This window comes from Butyrivibrio sp. M55, from assembly GCF_900116865.1.
Lineage (GTDB): Bacteria > Bacillota > Clostridia > Lachnospirales > Lachnospiraceae > Butyrivibrio.
On the sequence record NZ_FPCD01000011.1, the window covers coordinates 25,894 to 39,586 of the forward strand.

Below are 13,693 nucleotides of genomic sequence, written 5' to 3' on the forward strand. Positions count from 1 at the left end.
TAGGGATCCGCTTATTCTGTCATATCTGTCGGAGCAACTATCATGTTTATTGCTTCTTTTGCGACTTCATAAATCGAAGCCATCTGTTTTACATTCTCGTCGTCAATTTCGGCAAGGCGTCTGTATTGTGAATTGAAGTAAGCGCTTGCCTGTTCAATGGTGGTACGGGAAATAATGTGGCCGTTACAGTACATTGTTCCGGTTTCTGCATTATATTTGCCGGATGTACCACGTGCTTTTTGTGCATCGCCAACGCCCATGGACTTTGCAAGTGAATGAATGAGATCTTCTCTTTCGTTTGCCATAATACTCGCCCTCCCCATATTCGTTTGTTCCTTTCTAAATTATATCTTATTTAACAGTATTTACACAATACCGCAGCTTTTTAAGTATAATTGAATTAATAGATTTTTACAATGATATAGTTATCAAAAAAACAGGAATATATGTTGATAATTGAGATTGCACATAAGGAGGAATGACGCGTGGCTAAATATATTATGGCGCTGGATGCGGGAACTACCAGTAACAGATGCATACTTTTTAATGAAGAAGGGGAGATGTGCAGTGTTTCTCAAAAGGAATTTACTCAGCTTTTTCCAAAGCCCGGATGGGTGGAACATGATGCCAACGAAATATGGCAGACACAGCTATCCGTGGCGCGAACGGCAATGCAAAATGTCGGAGCGACTTTTGAAGATATAGCGGCGATAGGAATAACCAATCAGCGTGAGACGGTTGTTGTATGGGATAAAAAGACGGGACAGCCCATAAATCATGCAATTGTCTGGCAGTGCAGACGTACTGCGGACTATGCGGCACAAAAAATGAAGGAAGATCCGCAGATTGTAAAGAAATTTCAGGAGAAAACGGGACTAAAGTTCGATCCGTATTTTTCCGGAACCAAGATAAGATGGATACTTGAAAATGTTGTCGGGGCAAGAAGACGGGCCGAGAACGGCGAACTGTGTTTTGGAACGATTGATTCATGGCTTATCTATAAACTCACAAAGGGAAGAGTTCATGTCACTGACTATTCAAACGCATCAAGAACACTTCTTTTTAATATAAATACCCTTAAGTGGGATGAAGAACTGTGCAATATCCTTGAAGTTCCTATGTCTATGCTTCCCGAAGTCAAGCCGTCAAGCTGCATATACGCAGAGACAGATACCGAGTTCTTCGGAGGTCCGATAAAGATTGCGGGAGCTGCGGGAGATCAGCAGGCGGCACTGTTTGGACAGACTTGCTTTAAGGAAGGCGATGCTAAGAACACCTACGGAACAGGTTGCTTTATGCTGATGAATACGGGAGATAAGCCCATTTTTTCCAAAAACGATCTGCTGACAACTATAGCATGGGGAATAGACGGCAAAGTCGAATATGCGCTCGAAGGCTCGGTATTTGTGGCAGGTGCCGCGATTCAGTGGCTTAGGGATGAACTTAAGATCATAGATTCGTCGCCGGATTCGGAGTATCTTGCAACGAGAGTTGACGATACGAACGGCTGCTATGTCGTTCCGGCATTTACGGGTCTTGGTGCTCCGTATTGGGATCCGTATGCAAGGGGCGCCATCATGGGGCTTACACGAGGTGTTAATAAATATCACATTGTCAGGGCAACGCTTGAGTCGCTGGCATTTCAGACTTACGACGTTTTGCACGCAATGGAGCTTGATACGGGTAAAAAGATAACGTCGCTTAATGTTGACGGAGGTGCATCGAATAACAATTTCCTGATGCAGTTTCAGGCCGATATTCTTGATGCAAATGTACTCAGGCCATCCTGCGTTGAGACGACGGCAATGGGTGCCGCATATCTTGCGGGACTTGCAGTTGGATATTGGAAGAGCAAAGATGACGTCATTAAGAACAGATCTATAGATAAAGCATTTACTTCAAAGATTTCTTCGGAAAAAAGAGAAAAAGAGCTTAAAGGCTGGCATAAAGCGGTTAAAGCAACTCTTTTGTGGGATAAGGAAGAATGATTCTTTGCAAAAAGGAGAATGGCTATGTACGATGTGGTGATAATAGGTGCAGGCGTGACCGGAGCCGCTGTTGCATGGAAACTTGCAGAATACGATATAAAAACTTGCGCTTTGGAAAAGTGCAGTGACGTGTGCGAAGGTACATCTAAAGCCAATTCGGCTATAATACACGCCGGCTATGATGCTGAACCGGGCTCTTTAAAGGCAAAGCTCAATGTAAGAGGAAATGAGATGATGGATGAGCTTTGCGAGGATCTGGATATTCCTTTTAAACGCATAGGTTCTCTGGTTGTATGCATTTACAAGGATGCATTGCCGGGGCTTAAAGAGCTTTGTGAGAGAGGTGAAAAAAACGGAGTAAAAGGCCTAAAGCTACTATCAAGAGAAGAAGCTTTTTTGACAGAACCGAATCTATCAGATGAGACGCAGGGAGCGCTTTTTGCCCCGAGTGCGGGGATAATCTGCCCTTTTGAGCTTAATATCGCAATGGCAGAGATTGCTTCGATGAACGGAGTAGAGTTTAAGCTAAATACGGAAGTTCAGGATATCAAAAAAGACAGTGACGGCAATTTCCGGATTTTTACAAATAACGGAGAGTACAAGGCAAGATATGTGGTAAACGCAGCCGGAGTGTACGCCGACGTTATTCACAACATGGTAAGTTCCAAGAAAATGCACATAACTCAGAGGCGTGGGGACTATTGCCTTCTTGATAAGCAGGCGGGAGCACATGTAAATCATGTTATTTTCCCCCAGCCCACAGAACTTGGAAAAGGCGTACTTGTTGCGCCTACGGTTCATGGCAATCTGATTGTCGGACCGACAGCAATTGAGACGGAAGATAAAGAAGGAACTGCGACGACAGCGCAAGGAATCAGTGAACTTACGCAAAAAGCAGGAAATCATGTAAAAAATATTCCGATGAATAAAGTCATAACGTCTTTTGCAGGCCTTCGTGCGCATGAAGACAACAATGATTTTATTATTGAAGAGGTAAGCGATGTTCCGGGATTTATAGATTGTGCAGGCATAGAGTCTCCCGGGCTTACAAGCTGTCCCGCAATAGGCGAGACAGTCTGCGATATCTTAAAGGAGCTTATGAATTTCAAGAAAAAAGAAAATATTATCACCAAGAGAAAAGGCGTAAGAAGGACAGAAAGTCTTTCCACAGAAGAGATGAATGCTCTTATAAAGGAAAATCCCGCTTACGGCAATGTGATATGCAGATGCGAATCCATAACGGAGGGCGAGATAATTGATGCCATACACAGGCCGCTTGGCGCACGGACTCTCGATGGAATAAAGAGAAGGACAAGAGCCGGAATGGGAAGATGTCAGGCCGGATTTTGTATGCCGAGGACCATGGAGATACTCGCAAGAGAACTGGGACTTTCGTATGAAGATATCACAAAGTCCGGAGGTGATTCGAACATTGTGGCTGCGAGAACCAAGGGGGAGGTGAAAAGACCATGAAGTCATACGATATAGTTATTGTCGGAGGCGGCCCTGCAGGTCTTGCCGCAGCAGTAGCCGCTAAAGAAGCGGGAAATGATAATATCCTGATCCTTGAAAGAGACAAAGAACTTGGGGGTATCTTGAATCAGTGCATTCACAACGGATTTGGTCTGCACACCTTCAGGGAGGAACTTACAGGCCCTGAGTATGCCGACAGGTTCAAGAAGAAAGTATCAGACCTAGGAATAGACTATAAACTTGGAACCATGGTCATGAATATAGACCGCGACAGAACCGTTACTGCCTTGAACAGAGAAGACGGTATGTTTACGATACATGCAAAGGCGGTTATCCTGGCTATGGGATGCAGGGAGAGAGCAAGAGGAGCGCTTAATATACCCGGATTCCGTCCTGCGGGGATCTTTTCGGCAGGATGCGCGCAGCGCCTTGTAAATATTGAAGGATATATGCCGGGAAAAGAAGTTGTCATCCTCGGATCGGGCGATATCGGACTTATCATGGCCAGAAGAATGACGCTCGAAGGAGCGAAGGTCAAGGTTGTAGCAGAACTCATGCCATATTCGGGTGGCCTTAAGAGAAATATCGTGCAGTGTCTTGATGACTATGGGATTCCGCTTAAGCTCTCGCACACGGTCGTTGATATTGAGGGAAAAGAGCATATTAAGGCGGTCACTATAGCAAAGGTGGGACCTGACAGAAAACCGATTCCCGGAACGGAAGAGAGATATACATGCGATACACTTCTTTTATCGTGCGGGCTTATACCCGAAAATGAGCTGTCTGTTTCTGCGGGAATAGAGATGAGCCCTGTGACCGGAGGGCCCGTAGTTAATGAGTCGCTTGAGACAAACATCCCCGGAATCTTTGCTTGCGGTAATGTGCTTCATGTGCACGACCTTGTTGATTATGTTTCGGAAGAAGCGATGAGAGCGGGGCAGAATGCGGTTAAATATATAAATGAAGGCTGCAGAGCCGGAAATACAGCCGGAGATATTGAAATCGTTGCGGAAAGCGGAGCGAGATATACCGTACCCAAGACCATAGATTTTGGCAGAATGGAAGATATTTTGACCGTAAGATTCAGAGTGGGAGATGTGTACAAAGATTCTTATGTGTCGGTATATTTTGACGATGAAAGAGTCGTTCACAATAAAAAGCGCATAATGTCTCCGGGTGAGATGGAGCAGATTGTTCTAAAAAAAGATGAGCTGATTAAAAGAAGTAATCTAAAGAGAATAACTGTACGGATTGAAAGTGAATAAGGATGCCACAAAAAAGAACAGGCGGAGAATCACCGCTTGTTCTTTCTTTATGGGATTTCTTGATGATTTTGTTGCTTTAATGCTTTATAATAGTAAATTGTGTTTGTTCGATACAGGCTATTTACATGGAGAAAGGGGAAAACAAAATGACAAATAAGACAATTGATAAGAAAAATGCGCTTAAACTGATGGGGGTATTGATAGTCATGCTGATCGTAGGATATGGCTTGGATATAGGTGTTGGGGTAGTTGCGGCAACTGCAGGTATTTCTGCTCCGTTTATAGTTTATTCGTTGGCACTTTACATTCCGATGATTGCAATCGCATTCTTATATTTGCGCAAAAAGGGCGATAATTTATGGAAGGAATGTGGATTTAATAAGATTAAGGTAAGTACGTTTTTTCTTACAATTCTACTTACAGTTGTTGCTTATCCTATGGTAATGTTTACAAATGTTTTTTCACAGCTTTTTACCAAGAATACAATGGCGCAGGCTACTGATGCTATGATTGGTGATACACCGGTGCTTTACATGATTGCGATGGCAATACTGGCTCCTGTCTGTGAAGAAATTTTGCTTAGAGGATTTTTTCATAACAGATTAAAGAAGTTTGTTCCTTTCACGGCTGCGGCAATTTTGTCAGGATTTTGGTTTGGAGTGTTTCATCTTAATATCAACCAGTTCTGCTATGCGTGGGTATTGGGAATAATTTTTGCTTATGTTAACAGGGCAAGCGGAAGTATTTTTACATCGATGACCATGCATTTTGTCGTTAATTCTTTTGGTGGCGTTATGCTGTATATTCAAAATGCTTTTTACAAGAGTCAGGGGAAGGAGTTTGCAGAGGTTGCGGAGAGCGCGAGGTCTGACAGTAAACAGATGATCACGCTCATTATTGTGACAGGTATTTTGTCTGGCGGATCTTTTTTCCTTACAAGAATTATTATCAAAGCAATTGCAAAGCGTGAAGGAAATGATGTTGAAGCAGTTAATGACAGTGCTGCTTAAGAATATTTTACTTAAAAGAAGACAGAAGGGGCAAATATGATCAGAGCAAAAAATCTTGTAAAAACATTTACCAAAACAGTTCAGAAGAATAAAAAGGTTGAGTTTAATGCGGTTGACGGTATTTCCTTTGAGGCTGAAAAAGGAGAGATAGTGGGGCTTCTCGGACCGAACGGTGCAGGAAAGACTACGCTTCTTAGGATGCTCGCGGGTCTTATGACTCCAACGGGCGGAGAAGTATCTGTTACGGCAGGAAGCGGTGAGATAACAGGAAATGAAGAGCTTAAAAGGCATATCGGTTATATGTCAGCCAATACAAAGCTCTATGGAAGATTTTCTGCAAGAGAGATCCTTAAGTTTTACGGACAGGTCTACGGGATGGAAGATGCGGATATAGACAGACGAACAGATGAGATAATAAAAGTTTTGAATATGGGTAAGTTTGCCGACAACAGGATTGACAGGCTCTCTACAGGTCAGGTGCAGAGAACTTCCATTTCCAGGTGCCTTATTCATGACCCCGAAATATATATATTCGATGAGCCTACACTGGGACTTGATATACTCAGCTCATCCGCGATCATAGATTTTATGTTGGCGGAAAAAGAAAAGGGCAAGACGGTAATTTATTCGACACATTACATGGAAGAAGCGGAATATCTGTGCGACAGGATAGTCATGATACACGAGGGAAAGGTTGTATGTAATGATTCGCCCGATAATCTAAAGAAGGAAACAGGATCACAGAATTTAAGAGAAGTGTTTAGAAAGCTGATAGAAAACAAGATGGAGAGTGCGGCAAATGAATAATAAACTGAAGATTTTTAAAACACTGTTTTTAAAAGAATTACGTGATGTTCTAAGAGATAAAAAGGCGATAATGATGATGGTTCTGGTTCCCGTGGTCGTATATCCGCTTATTGTGCTGGGATCGCTTATGGTAACGAATATTCTTGCGGATGACAAAGATACGACATACGACATTACCGTATATAATGAGAGTACCGGACTTGATGCCAGGAATCTTGAAAATATCTTAAAAGAAAATGCCGTTGAAACGAATGAAGAAGACGGTAGCAAAGAGCAGTTATACAATGTGGTCTTTAATGTATCAGATACGAAGATAAGCGAAGATCAATGTAAAGACATGATAGGTGATAAGAATCTCGATGTATATCTTGAAATTGCCGATAACGGCGAAAAAGTAGAGGTTAAAGCTTTTTACATGGAATCCGTAAATGAGTCTTCAGAGGCAATGGACAAGGTCAGAAGAGCCGTTGATGACATCTCTGACGGAATTGTTGAAGAGAATGTAGAAAAAGCAGGGCTTGATACAGACAGTTTTTTGAATCCCATCTCTTTTGAGAAAAAGGGACTTTCCAGCAGTGAACAGATTGCAGGACAAATACTCGGAATGATATTGCCGATGATGATAGTTTTATCAATACTTATAAGTGTCATGCATCCGAGTATAGATCTGACTGCCGGTGAAAAAGAGAGAGGAACTCTTGAGACTCTTTTGATGCTCCCTGTTTCGGGCAAATATATAGTTATGGCAAAAACTCTCACAGCGGCATTGTGCGGAGTGGTTACGGCAATCCTTAATATATTGTCGATGTCTGTTGTCTTCGGTGTTATGTTTGAGCAGCTCAAGGCGTCCGGAATGATGGACGGGGTAAATATAGATTTTTCATCTTTCATTTCGGCAATGTTACTTACGTTTCCCGTTATAATCGTAACTGCATTGTTTATGAGTGCGATCTTCATGTGTTTTACATGTTTTGCAAAATCATACAAAGAAGCAAACAGCTATATGTCACCTGTAATGATGGTGCTTATGTTTCTTGCCTACGGTTCTATGATACCTACCGTTGAACTCAACCAATATGTTGCGGTTGTTCCGGTACTTAACGTATCTATCCTTTTGAGGGATGCACTGAATTTTAAGCTTGATTATGCGATTCTTCTTTTGGTTCTGTGCAGCATGGTATTGTATTCGGTTTTGGCGATACTGTTTCTGTCCAAAGCATATAACAGCGAGAATCTTTTGTTTGGTGACGGAAAAAATGCAATTTCTCTTTTTGAAAAGAGAAGCAATATAAAGAAAGGCATGTCTGTAACAATCGGTGATGCATGCTTTATTTATCCCTTTGTTATATTGGTCTACCTTTTGTTTGGAACACTGATTCAGGCAAAATATGAATTGGTGGGACTTCCTATAAGCCAGTTTTTGATACTGGTAGGTATACCGCTTGCCTTCTTTGTATATGCAAAGAAAGATATAAAGAAGGTGTACAGCTTTAATAAGTGCAAGCCGCTTAGTTTGGTTGGTGGTGTAATTACAGGAATCGGCGCATTTTTTGTGGCGGCAATTCTTGGAGATATTATTATGAAGGTGACCGGAATAACGGTTAATGAAGGGCTTTCCGATACGCTTACGGGATTCTTTTCGCATAATGTGATCGCGGCGGTTTTATGCGTGGCGCTTACTCCTGCAATAGCGGAAGAGATGTTGTTTAGGGGAATTGTGTTCAGTGCATTAAAAGATAAGGTAAAACCTGTTTGTTCGGTATTGATTGTTTCGGTGTTGTTTGGACTGTTCCATATGGATCTGCTTAAGTTCTTTACGACAGGAGCTCTTGGAGCAATTCTTTGCCTTACAGTGTATTTTGGCGGAAGCATATTCCCTTCGATGCTTGCACATTTTATGGTGAATTCTATTTCGGTTATTATGGCAAAGTATGCAACTGAGCAGATGATTAATACATTAAATGAGCCTATATTCGGTATTATCGGATTTGGGCTTGTGGTTATCGGATTATTTATTGTGAAGAATTCAAATAAGAAAAGTTCTTTTTAGAATAATTTAATATTCGAAATAACGTTATTCAAATCCCTTTCATGTTACAATTTTAGTGTATCGACTAAAACAATGAGATTGTATGTGAAAGGGATTATTTATGAATGCAGAACAGTATAAGAGAGCTAATAATAACGGTTTTTACGTAACAATCATCATAATGCTCAGCGGACTTTTGCTCACAGTTTTTTCGTTGTTTCAATATGGGGCGACTGCAGGGCGGATAACCATTATCATCAGTGCTTTTTTATGCGTGGGAATATGTGCCTTAGGGAATTTTAAACATGCGTCTGAAAAGAAAGGTGCCATATTGATAATGGGTGGAGCGACCATATTCTATTTCGTAATCCTGATTGCGGAGGAGTCGCTTATATATTTCGCGTTTGGTCTTCCTATTCTTATATGCAGTATCACTTATCTGAATGTTCGACTTTGTAAATTCGGAATAAGTGCAATAATCATCTCTTTTATCATTACCTGTATAAAAAATGTCATGACGACAGGAAGTTTTAATCTTGAACTTATTCCTGCAGGTATCACGTTGGGACTGGCCTTTATTGCCAGCTTGTGTACAGTTACACTTCTTACGATGTTTAATGAAGAGAACAATGCCAAGATTACCAAGAATGCCGAGAAAACTCTTGAGACGGGTAATGCGATGGCAGAGATTGCAAACGCGATCACGGATCTTTTTAATAAATCCCAGGGGGATATGGTTGATCTTCAGAATATAATGGATGCCCAGCATTCGGGAATGCAGGATATCGCAAGCAGTATGGAAAGCACGGCTCAGTCCGTGACCAAGCAGGCACAGAAGGTTCAGCAGATTCAGGAAGAGACCGAGACAACAGAGGCGCACAGGAAAGAGATGACCGAGGCTTCCGAGAGCACACAGAAGACTGTCAAGGAAGGTGTACAGGTCATTTCCGAGTTAAAAGAAAAATCGGCCAATGTTGAAAATGCAAGTAAAGTTACTGTTGAAGCAACTCAGGCCGTTATCAACAAGGTTCAGGAAGTGCAGAAAATTGTCGGATCGATCATGTCTATTTCAAAGCAGACAAACTTACTTGCTCTTAACGCGAGCATAGAGGCGGCAAGGGCAGGAGATGCCGGTAAAGGATTTGCGGTTGTTGCAAACGATGTCCGTGAACTTGCGGAAGAAACAAATACGGCTTCAAATGAGATAAAAGGAATTATTACCGAGCTTGTCGAGGATGTTCAGAAAGCAATGGCAAGCATTGACGATACGGTAAACAGCGTATCGGAGCAGAATGAGATGATCCGCACTGTGGGCGAAAATTTCGACAGCATCAATGTAAATGTAACCGAAATGCTTTCGAGATTCGAGGAAATCGGCGAGGGAATGAAGTCAATCGCGGCTTCTACCACGGAGATCAACGACTCCATCTCGAATCTGTCCGCAACCAGTGAAGAAGTTGCATCTCTTTCAAATCAGGGCGTTCAGTCTTCAGATGATGCAGTAGAGAAATTCGACGAGTTTAAGGGAATTCTGGGCGAAATATTCATGCAGGCAAATAAGCTTAAAGATATGCAAACGGAATAAAACAATCAAAATATTGACGCCTCCTTGTATAATAATTACAAGGAGGCTTTTTTCATTAAAATAATACGGAGGCTATGACTATGGAGAAAAGAGAACTGACATGTATAGGCTGTCCCATGGGATGTTTTCTGACTGTAGAGCTTGAGAACGGTGAAGCTGTTTCTGTGTCCGGAAACACCTGCCAAAAAGGTGATATTTACGCAAGGAAAGAAGTCGTAAATCCCACAAGGATAGTTACAAGTACCGTGAAGGTTACAGGTGGAGACAAGAGCAGAGTTTCTGTTAAGACAAACAGTGATATTCCAAAGGACAAGATTTTTGCCGTTATGGATGAAATCAATAAAAGTCATGCAAATGCCCCTGTTTCAATCGGAGATGTTATAATAAAAAATGTTGCGGATACGGGGAGCGATATTGTCGCGACCTCAAATGCCGGGACTATATAGTGTTTTAAAGGAAAAGAGGAAATTGATATGAGAAAAATACTCGTTGTTGTTGACATGCAAAAGGATTTTGTCGATGGGGCGCTCGGATCAAAGGAAGCGGTAGCAATAGTTCCCGCTGTTGTTGAGAAGATAAGGAAATACGACAAAAAGGATATCTTTGTCACAAGAGATACTCATCAGGAGAATTACATGGACACTCAGGAAGGAAAGAATCTTCCCGTAGTTCATTGTATCGAAAATACCGAAGGATGGGAGCTTGATAAGACCGTTGCCGCAGAAGTTGAGGGCGCAACATTTATAAATAAGCCTACTTTCGGTTCTGTTGACCTTGTGAAGGCAATAAAAGATATATATGAAAAAGAGGAGATTGAAGTAGAGCTTATCGGACTTTGCACCGATATATGCGTTGTTTCAAATGCTCTTTTACTTAAGGCAAATATGCCTGAGCTTAAGATCAGCGTAGATAAGGAGTGCTGTGCGGGGGTAACTGTTGAAAAGCACCTTGCGGCGCTTGAGACTATGCGTTCTTGCCAGATATATTGCTAATAAAAAAGACATAATAATAAGGCGGATAAAAAATTGGGAAAAGTATATTTCGTAAACGGATTTCTGGATGCAGGAAAAACAACCTTCATACAAGACCTTCTTGAGGAAGACTATTTTGAGATAAAAGGAAAAACACTTCTTATTCAATGCGAAGAAGGCGAAGTTGAGTATGATGATTATCTTTTGAATCATCTGAAAGTTACTGTAAAGAAGATTGAGAATGAGGAAGACTTTGGTACCGAGCATATCGTGGAATTTGAAATAGAAGTCATGCCCGAAAGAATAATCGTTGAGTTTAACGGAATGTGGGATCGCAAGAACCTTGTATTTCCGGAACACTGGGACGATATCATGGAAATTGTAATAATAGATGCTTCTACGTTTGAGATTTTTGCGGCAAACATGAAATCGTTCATGTCTGAGCACGTTAGAAAAGCGTATCTTACGATTTTCAATAACTGCGATGATGTTATGGACAAGATGGCATCATACAGACGTAGCGTTAAGGCTGTAAATCCGAGCCTTAATATAGTTTGCAAGGATAAGCACGGAGAGGACATCCTTCAGAAATTCGAAGACGATCTTCCTTATTCGCTTGATGATGAGGTCATCGATGTAAGGGACGACAAATTCTCTGTTTTTTATCTGGACAGTCTGGATAATCTCGACAGATATCTTGGTAAAAAGATAGTATTTACGGCTCAGATAATGAAGGCAAAAGAAGAGGGAAAAGACATATTCCTTGCCGGCAGATTTGCAATGACATGCTGTGAACAGGATATTTCTTTGTTTGGAATAATCTGTCACCACAGCGGAACCGATTCTGTCGAAAACGATGACTGGGTGGAAATAACCGGAACCGTTGATAAAGAATATGTCAAACAGTACGATGTTGAATTCCCTGTATGCATTGTCGAAAGCATACGTCCATGTGACAAACCAAAGAGAGAAGTTATTTCTGTCATATAAGATTATTGATGAAAAAACATCAACCGGAATGAAAAAATCTGCTTAAATACGCGCCTTGACACTCCTCGTATGATTGTATACAATTATACGAGGTTAGCTATTTGTTTATATGAGAGAGGTTTACTTTACTATGAACGATACAAGTGCATTTCAGAACAGACCGGTCACCATGAATGACAAGAATAATTTGCTCCAGATTGAAGAGCATATGTATATTCTTGATGACGTGGAAAAGCCAAATGTTTTCAGAAATATGTTTCCTTATGAGGAGATTCCCAAGATTCCTTTCAATGACAGGATTGTTCCTCATAATATGCCAAAGGATATATGGATAACGGATACTACTTTCCGTGACGGGCAGCAGTCAAGGGCACCGTATACCACAGAGCAGATTGTTACCATATATGATAAGCTTCACGAGCTTGGCGGTCCGAACGGAATGATCAGGCAGAGTGAGTTCTTTTTATACAGTAAGAGCGACCGTGATGCGGTTTATAAGTGTATGGAGAGAGGCTACAAATTCCCTGAAGTTACCAGCTGGATCAGAGCAAGCGAAGAAGATTTTAAGCTTGTAAAAGAGATAGGAATGAAGGAAACGGGAATTCTCGTTTCTTGCTCGGATTATCACATTTTCTTAAAGCTTAAGATGACAAGGAGACAGGCACTCGATCATTATCTCAGTGTAGTAAGATCGTGTCTTGAGGCGGGAATCAGCCCCAGATGCCATCTTGAAGATATTACAAGAGCAGATATTTACGGATTTGTTGTTCCGTTCTGTGTAGAGCTTATGAAGCTCAAGGACGAGTACGGAATTCCCGTTAAGATCCGCGCCTGCGATACAATGGGATACGGAGTTAACTTCTCCGGTGCGGTTATTCCCAGAAGTGTACAGGGAATCATTTACGCAATAAATACTAATGCCGGAGTTCCCTGCGAACTCATTGAGTGGCACGGACACAACGATTTCTATAAGGCTGTTACCAATTCAACAACAGCATGGCTCTACGGATGTTCATCCGTTAATACGTCTCTTTTCGGAATCGGTGAGAGAACAGGTAATACACCTCTTGAAGCTATGGTATTTGAGTATGCACAGCTCAAGGGCACACTCAACGGCATGAATACTCAGGTAATAACAGAACTTGCTGAGTATTATGAAAAAGAGATCGGATTTACGGTTCCTGCAAATACACCTTTTGTAGGAAAGAACTTTAATGTTACAAGAGCAGGTATCCATGCGGACGGCCTTTTGAAAAACGAGGAGATCTACAACATCTTTGATACGGATAAGTTCCTTAACAGACCGCCTGTAAGTGCGGTTTCCAATACATCGGGACTTGCAGGAATTGCTCACTGGATCAATATACATTACAAGCTTAAAGAAGAGCATGCTCTTTCTAAGACTTCACCCATCGTTACCAAGATCAAGGAGTGGGTTGACAGCGAGTATGCGGGCGGCAGAGTTACAGTTATGACCGATGATGAGCTTGTAAGAGAAATTGGCAAAGTAAGTGATGAGCTTGGCGTTGTTATCAAGGATGGAGAGATTACCGAAATCTCCAAATAATGAGGGAA

12 protein-coding genes are annotated in these 13,693 nt (G+C 41.6%); 11 read left to right on the forward strand and 1 reads right to left on the reverse strand.

The annotated features are described in order from the left end of the window. Positions 1 to 11: 11 nt before the first annotated feature. Positions 12 to 305, reverse strand: coding sequence for a hypothetical protein (locus BM398_RS11920; RefSeq protein ID WP_026655213.1), 294 nt, complete (start codon positions 303 to 305; stop codon positions 12 to 14). A 180-nt stretch (positions 306 to 485) separates the two neighbouring features. On the opposite strand from BM398_RS11920, the gene glpK reads away from it, so the two are divergent. The 11 genes from glpK (at position 486) to BM398_RS11975 (ending at position 13,685) form a co-directional block, all read left to right on the forward strand. Then, a complete protein-coding gene (glpK, locus tag BM398_RS11925) occupies positions 486 to 1,988 on the forward strand; it encodes a glycerol kinase GlpK (RefSeq protein WP_092337867.1) in 1,503 nt (500 codons plus the stop codon). Positions 1,989 to 2,012: 24 nt separating this feature from the next. Continuing rightward, positions 2,013 to 3,461 (forward strand): NAD(P)/FAD-dependent oxidoreductase, encoded by a 1,449-nt coding sequence (locus BM398_RS11930; protein WP_092337868.1) that lies wholly within the window; start codon positions 2,013 to 2,015, stop codon positions 3,459 to 3,461. Continuing rightward, a complete protein-coding gene (locus BM398_RS11935; protein ID WP_092337869.1) occupies positions 3,458 to 4,726 on the forward strand; it encodes an NAD(P)/FAD-dependent oxidoreductase in 1,269 nt (422 codons plus the stop codon). The genes BM398_RS11930 and BM398_RS11935 overlap by 4 nt, the downstream gene beginning before the upstream one ends. Before the next feature lie 146 nt (positions 4,727 to 4,872). Further along, complete coding sequence (locus BM398_RS11940) at positions 4,873 to 5,736, forward strand: CPBP family intramembrane glutamic endopeptidase (RefSeq protein ID WP_175531931.1); 864 nt, start codon at positions 4,873 to 4,875, stop codon at positions 5,734 to 5,736. A 36-nt stretch (positions 5,737 to 5,772) separates the two neighbouring features. Next, entirely contained in the window at positions 5,773 to 6,543 is a 771-nt protein-coding gene (locus BM398_RS11945; RefSeq protein WP_092337871.1) for an ABC transporter ATP-binding protein, read from the forward strand. Further along, a complete protein-coding gene (locus BM398_RS11950) occupies positions 6,536 to 8,593 on the forward strand; it encodes an ABC transporter permease subunit/CPBP intramembrane protease (RefSeq protein WP_092337872.1) in 2,058 nt (685 codons plus the stop codon). The genes BM398_RS11945 and BM398_RS11950 overlap by 8 nt, the downstream gene beginning before the upstream one ends. A gap of 100 nt (positions 8,594 to 8,693) precedes the next feature. Further along, positions 8,694 to 10,157 carry a methyl-accepting chemotaxis protein gene (locus BM398_RS11955; protein ID WP_092337873.1) on the forward strand — a complete coding sequence of 488 codons (1,464 nt, stop codon included), beginning with the start codon at positions 8,694 to 8,696 and terminating at the stop codon, positions 10,155 to 10,157. An 80-nt stretch (positions 10,158 to 10,237) separates the two neighbouring features. Then, on the forward strand, positions 10,238 to 10,603 hold the full coding sequence (locus BM398_RS11960; RefSeq protein ID WP_092337874.1) for a DUF1667 domain-containing protein: 366 nt from the start codon (positions 10,238 to 10,240) through the stop codon (positions 10,601 to 10,603). A gap of 27 nt (positions 10,604 to 10,630) precedes the next feature. After that, the gene (locus BM398_RS11965) at positions 10,631 to 11,149 is read left to right on the forward strand and encodes a cysteine hydrolase family protein (RefSeq protein ID WP_092337875.1); all 519 of its coding nucleotides are present in this window, start codon (positions 10,631 to 10,633) and stop codon (positions 11,147 to 11,149) included. Positions 11,150 to 11,182: 33 nt separating this feature from the next. After that, a complete protein-coding gene (locus tag BM398_RS11970) occupies positions 11,183 to 12,118 on the forward strand; it encodes a TIGR03943 family putative permease subunit (protein WP_092337876.1) in 936 nt (311 codons plus the stop codon). Between the two features lie 130 nt (positions 12,119 to 12,248). Further along, the gene (locus BM398_RS11975; protein ID WP_092337877.1) at positions 12,249 to 13,685 is read left to right on the forward strand and encodes a 2-isopropylmalate synthase; all 1,437 of its coding nucleotides are present in this window, start codon (positions 12,249 to 12,251) and stop codon (positions 13,683 to 13,685) included. Positions 13,686 to 13,693 lie beyond the last annotated feature (8 nt).

What these genes read in the sequence shown, in the direction of transcription:
- BM398_RS11920 (WP_026655213.1), bottom strand. Translation starts at nt 305, where the DNA reads ATGGCAAACGAAAGAGAAGATCTCATTCATTCACTTGCAAAGTCCATG.
- BM398_RS11930 (WP_092337868.1), top strand. Translation starts at nt 2,013, where the DNA reads ATGTACGATGTGGTGATAATAGGTGCAGGCGTGACCGGAGCCGCTGTT.
- BM398_RS11935 (WP_092337869.1), top strand. Translation starts at nt 3,458, where the DNA reads ATGAAGTCATACGATATAGTTATTGTCGGAGGCGGCCCTGCAGGTCTT.
- BM398_RS11940 (WP_175531931.1), top strand. Translation starts at nt 4,873, where the DNA reads ATGACAAATAAGACAATTGATAAGAAAAATGCGCTTAAACTGATGGGG.
- BM398_RS11945 (WP_092337871.1), top strand. Translation starts at nt 5,773, where the DNA reads ATGATCAGAGCAAAAAATCTTGTAAAAACATTTACCAAAACAGTTCAG.
- BM398_RS11950 (WP_092337872.1), top strand. Translation starts at nt 6,536, where the DNA reads ATGAATAATAAACTGAAGATTTTTAAAACACTGTTTTTAAAAGAATTA.
- BM398_RS11955 (WP_092337873.1), top strand. Translation starts at nt 8,694, where the DNA reads ATGAATGCAGAACAGTATAAGAGAGCTAATAATAACGGTTTTTACGTA.
- BM398_RS11960 (WP_092337874.1), top strand. Translation starts at nt 10,238, where the DNA reads ATGGAGAAAAGAGAACTGACATGTATAGGCTGTCCCATGGGATGTTTT.
- BM398_RS11965 (WP_092337875.1), top strand. Translation starts at nt 10,631, where the DNA reads ATGAGAAAAATACTCGTTGTTGTTGACATGCAAAAGGATTTTGTCGAT.
- BM398_RS11975 (WP_092337877.1), top strand. Translation starts at nt 12,249, where the DNA reads ATGAACGATACAAGTGCATTTCAGAACAGACCGGTCACCATGAATGAC.